Below are 4962 nucleotides of genomic sequence, written 5' to 3'. Positions count from 1 at the left end.
GACCTCGCGCGGTTAGACGGACCGATGTTCGATTAGCTAGTTGGTAGGGTAATGGCCTACCAAGGCGACGATCGATAGCTGGTCTGAGAGGATGATCAGCCACACTGGAACTGAGACACGGTCCAGACTCCTACGGGAGGCAGCAGTGGGGAATATTGGACAATGGGCGCAAGCCTGATCCAGCAATGCCGCGTGTGTGAAGAAGGCCTTCGGGTTGTAAAGCACTTTTATCAGGAGCGAAACGCTGTCGATTAATACTCGGCGGAACTGACGGTACCTGAGGAATAAGCACCGGCTAACTTCGTGCCAGCAGCCGCGGTAATACGAAGGGTGCAAGCGTTAATCGGAATTACTGGGCGTAAAGCGTGCGTAGGCGGTGAGTTAAGTCTGTCGTGAAATCCCCGGGCTCAACCTGGGAATGGCGATGGATACTGGCTCGCTAGAGTGTGATAGAGGATGGTGGAATTCCCGGTGTAGCGGTGAAATGCGTAGAGATCGGGAGGAACATCAGTGGCGAAGGCGGCCATCTGGATCAACACTGACGCTGAGGCACGAAAGCGTGGGGAGCAAACAGGATTAGATACCCTGGTAGTCCACGCCCTAAACGATGCGAACTGGATGTTGGTCTCAACTCGGAGATCAGTGTCGAAGCTAACGCGTTAAGTTCGCCGCCTGGGGAGTACGGTCGCAAGACTGAAACTCAAAGGAATTGACGGGGGCCCGCACAAGCGGTGGAGTATGTGGTTTAATTCGATGCAACGCGAAGAACCTTACCTGGCCTTGACATGTCTGGAATCCTGCAGAGATGCGGGAGTGCCTTCGGGAATCAGAACACAGGTGCTGCATGGCTGTCGTCAGCTCGTGTCGTGAGATGTTGGGTTAAGTCCCGCAACGAGCGCAACCCTTGTCCTTAGTTGCCAGCACGTAATGGTGGGAACTCTAAGGAGACTGCCGGTGACAAACCGGAGGAAGGTGGGGATGACGTCAAGTCATCATGGCCCTTACGGCCAGGGCTACACACGTACTACAATGGTCGGTACAGAGGGTTGCAATACCGCGAGGTGGAGCCAATCCCAGAAAGCCGATCCCAGTCCGGATCGAAGTCTGCAACTCGACTTCGTGAAGTCGGAATCGCTAGTAATCGCGGATCAGCTATGCCGCGGTGAATACGTTCCCGGGCCTTGTACACACCGCCCGTCACACCATGGGAGTGAGTTGCTCCAGAAGCCGTTAGTCTAACCGCAAGGGGGACGACGACCACGGAGTGGTTCATGACTGGGGTGAAGTCGTAACAAGGTAGCCGTATCGGAAGGTGCGGCTGGATCACCTCCTTTCGAGAATGGCAGCTTTCGCTGCTGCAAGACGTCCACACAAGACACCTGCCCTTAATTTCACGCGACAAGGTTTCAACAAACCGCGCTTCGACGGTGACGTCGGTAGGCGATTTTTTGTTGATGCTGAAAGGTTCCCGGGTCTGTAGCTCAGGTGGTTAGAGCGCACCCCTGATAAGGGTGAGGCCGGTGGTTCGAGTCCTCCCAGACCCACCACCAAATCACTTGGGGCCATAGCTCAGCTGGGAGAGCACCTGCTTTGCAAGCAGGGGGTCGTCAGTTCGATCCTGACTGGCTCCACCATTTGGTGACACGACGTGAAATGAAGGCAGCGCACACATAAAGATTTAGAAACGAGGCGGCATTGTGGCCGTTCTTGTGTTCTTTGAAAAACTGTAAACGAGTGACAAGCGTCTTGGTTCGAAACCGAATCGAGATGTGTCGAAGAGGCAATTAAGCGAATGCGTTGTTTGGCATGGATGGGCATCCCCTCGTAAGGGATGTGCTATCAGGCCCCGAGGCGACTTGGGGTTATATGGTCAAGCGACTAAGCGTATACGGTGGATGCCTTGGCAGTCAGAGGCGATGAAGGACGTGGCAGCCTGCGAAAAGTGTCGGGGAGCTGGCAACAAGCTTTGATCCGGCAATGTCCGAATGGGGAAACCCACTCCGCAAGGAGTACTGCATAGTGAATACATAGCTATGCAGAGCGAACCCGGGGAACTGAAATATCTAAGTACCCGGAGGAAAAGAAATCAACCGAGATTCCGTCAGTAGCGACGAGCGAACGCGGACTAGCCCAAAAGTCTCTAGTGTTTTAGCCGAACGGTTTGGAAAGGCCGGCCATAGCGGGTGATAGCCCCGTAGGCGAAAGGGCATTAGAGATGAAATTGAGTAAGGCGGGGCACGAGAAACCCTGTCTGAACATGGGGGGACCATCCTCCAAGGCTAAATACTCCTGACTGACCGATAGCGAACTAGTACCGTGAGGGAAAGGCGAAAAGAACCCCGGAGAGGGGAGTGAAATAGACCCTGAAACCGTATACGTACAAGCAGTGGAAGCCCGCAAGGGTGACTGCGTACCTTTTGTATAATGGGTCAGCGACTTACTGTCAGTGGCAAGCTTAACCGTATAGGGGAGGCGAAGGGAAACCGAGTCTGAATAGGGCGCATAGTCTCTGGCAGTAGACCCGAAACCGAGTGATCTATCCTTGGCCAGGTTGAAGGTGCGGTAACACGCACTGGAGGACCGAACCCACATCTGTTGCAATAGATGGGGATGAGCTGAGGATAGGAGTGAAAGGCTAAACAAACTCGGAGATAGCTGGTTCTCCTCGAAAGCTATTTAGGTAGCGCCTCGTATGAATCTTCCTGGGGGTAGAGCACTGTTATGGCTAGCGGGCCATCGCGGCTTAGTAAACCATGGCAAACTCCGAATACCAGGACAGAATGTACGGGAGACACACGGCGGGTGCTAACGTCCGTCGTGAAAAGGGAAACAACCCAGACCCGCAGCTAAGGTCCCCAAGTTATCGCTAAGTGGAAAACGATGTGGAAAGGCATAGACAGCCAGGAGGTTGGCTTAGAAGCAGCCACCCTTTAAAGAAAGCGTAATAGCTCACTGGTCGAGTCGGTCTGCGCGGAAGATTTAACGGGGCTAAGCGATACACCGAAGCTCGGGGTGCACACGCAAGTGTGCGCGGTAGAGGAGCGTTCCGTAAGCCTGTGAAGGTGGATTGAGAAGTCTGCTGGAGGTATCGGAAGTGCGAATGCTGACATGAGTAACGATAATGGGGGTGAAAAGCCCCCACGCCGAAAGCCCAAGGTTTCCTCGCGCAACGTTCATCGGCGCAGGGTGAGTCGGCCCCTAAGGCGAGGCAGAAATGCGTAGTCGATGGGAAGCAGGTTAATATTCCTGCACTTGTCTGTAGTGCGATGTGGGGACGGAGAAGGTTAGGTCTACCGGGCGTTGGTTGTCCCGGGGAAAGGCGGTAGGCATGAGGGTTAGGCAAATCCGGCCCTCTTTATGCCGAGCACCGAGACGAGCCCTTTTGGGCGAAGTGACTGATACCACGCTTCCAGGAAAAGCCACTAAGCTTCAGCTACAGAGAAACCGTACCGTAAACCGACACTGGTAGGCAGGGTGAGAATCCCAAGGCGCTTGAGAGAACTCGGGTGAAGGAACTAGGCAAAATGGCACCGTAACTTCGGGAGAAGGTGCGCCCTTTTTGGTGGCTACATGCGTAGCTGAGCTGAGAAGGGTCGCAGTAACCTGGCCGCTGCGACTGTTTATCAAAAACACAGCACTCTGCAAACACGAAAGTGGACGTATAGGGTGTGACGCCTGCCCGGTGCTGGAAGGTTAATTGATGGGGTCAGCCGCAAGGCGAAGCTCTTGATCGAAGCCCCAGTAAACGGCGGCCGTAACTATAACGGTCCTAAGGTAGCGAAATTCCTTGTCGGGTAAGTTCCGACCTGCACGAATGGCGTAACGACAGCGGCGCTGTCTCCACCCGAGACTCAGTGAAATTGAAATCGCTGTGAAGATGCAGCGTTCCCGCGGCAAGACGGAAAGACCCCGTGAACCTTTACTACAGCTTCACACTGAACGTTGAGTTCTTCTGTGTAGGATAGGTGGGAGGCTATGAAACCGAGACGCTAGTTTCGGTGGAGCCATCCTTGAAATACCACCCTGAAGTGCTTGACGTTCTAACCTAGGTCCGTAATCCGGATCAGGGACCGTGTGTGGTGGGTAGTTTGACTGGGGCGGTCTCCTCCCAAAGAGTAACGGAGGAGCACGAAGGTACGCTCAGCGCGGTCGGACATCGCGCACTGTGTGCAAAGGCATAAGCGTGCTTGACTGCGAGATCGACGGATCAAGCAGGTACGAAAGTAGGTCTTAGTGATCCGGTGGTTCTGTATGGAAGGGCCATCGCTCAACGGATAAAAGGTACTCCGGGGATAACAGGCTGATACCGCCCAAGAGTTCATATCGACGGCGGTGTTTGGCACCTCGATGTCGGCTCATCACATCCTGGGGCTGTAGCCGGTCCCAAGGGTATGGCTGTTCGCCATTTAAAGTGGTACGCGAGCTGGGTTCAGAACGTCGTGAGACAGTTCGGTCCCTATCTGTCGTGGGCGTTGGAGATTTGAGGGGGGCTGCTCCTAGTACGAGAGGACCGGAGTGGACGTTCCGCTGGTGTTCGGGTTGTCATGCCCATGGCATTGCCCGGTAGCTACGAACGGAAGTGATAACCGCTGAAAGCATCTAAGCGGGAAGCACGCCCCAAGATGAGATCTCCCGAGACTTCGAGTCTCCTTAAGGCACCATCAAGACTAGGTGGTTGATAGGCGCGGTGTGGAAGTGCAGCAATGCATTGAGCTTACGCGTACTAATGAGCCGTGCGGCTTGACCATATAACCCCAAGACGCTTCGCTAGAGTTAATATCCTCGCGATACATCTAGATCCGAATTTCACCTCGACGCTTGTCACTCGTTTACACCTTACGCCGGACTGGCGCTCTCAAAGCGCTGTCCGCACCTTTTCCCTGGCGGCTATAGCGCTGTGGTCCCACCCGATCCCATCCCGAACTCGGAAGTGAAACGCAGCTGCGCCGATGGTAGTGTGGC

General features: G+C 54.6%; 2 tRNA genes and 3 rRNA genes. All 5 read left to right on the top strand.

The features are described 5' to 3' along the window. Positions 1–1334, top strand: a 16S ribosomal RNA gene (locus OUZ30_RS20315); the annotation flags it as partial. Between the two features lie 136 nt (positions 1335–1470). Further along, a tRNA-Ile gene (locus tag OUZ30_RS20310) sits at positions 1471–1547 on the top strand. A gap of 11 nt (positions 1548–1558) precedes the next feature. Next, a tRNA-Ala gene (locus OUZ30_RS20305) sits at positions 1559–1634 on the top strand. Between the two features lie 234 nt (positions 1635–1868). Continuing rightward, a 23S ribosomal RNA gene (locus tag OUZ30_RS20300) occupies positions 1869–4748 on the top strand. A 131-nt stretch (positions 4749–4879) separates the two neighbouring features. Continuing rightward, a 5S ribosomal RNA gene (gene rrf / locus OUZ30_RS20295) occupies positions 4880–4962 on the top strand; the annotation flags it as partial.

It is taken from the genome of Dyella humicola (assembly GCF_026283945.1).
Taxonomy (GTDB): Bacteria; Pseudomonadota; Gammaproteobacteria; order Xanthomonadales; family Rhodanobacteraceae; genus Dyella; species Dyella humicola.
This window is presented reverse-complemented; position numbering and strand designations above follow the sequence as displayed.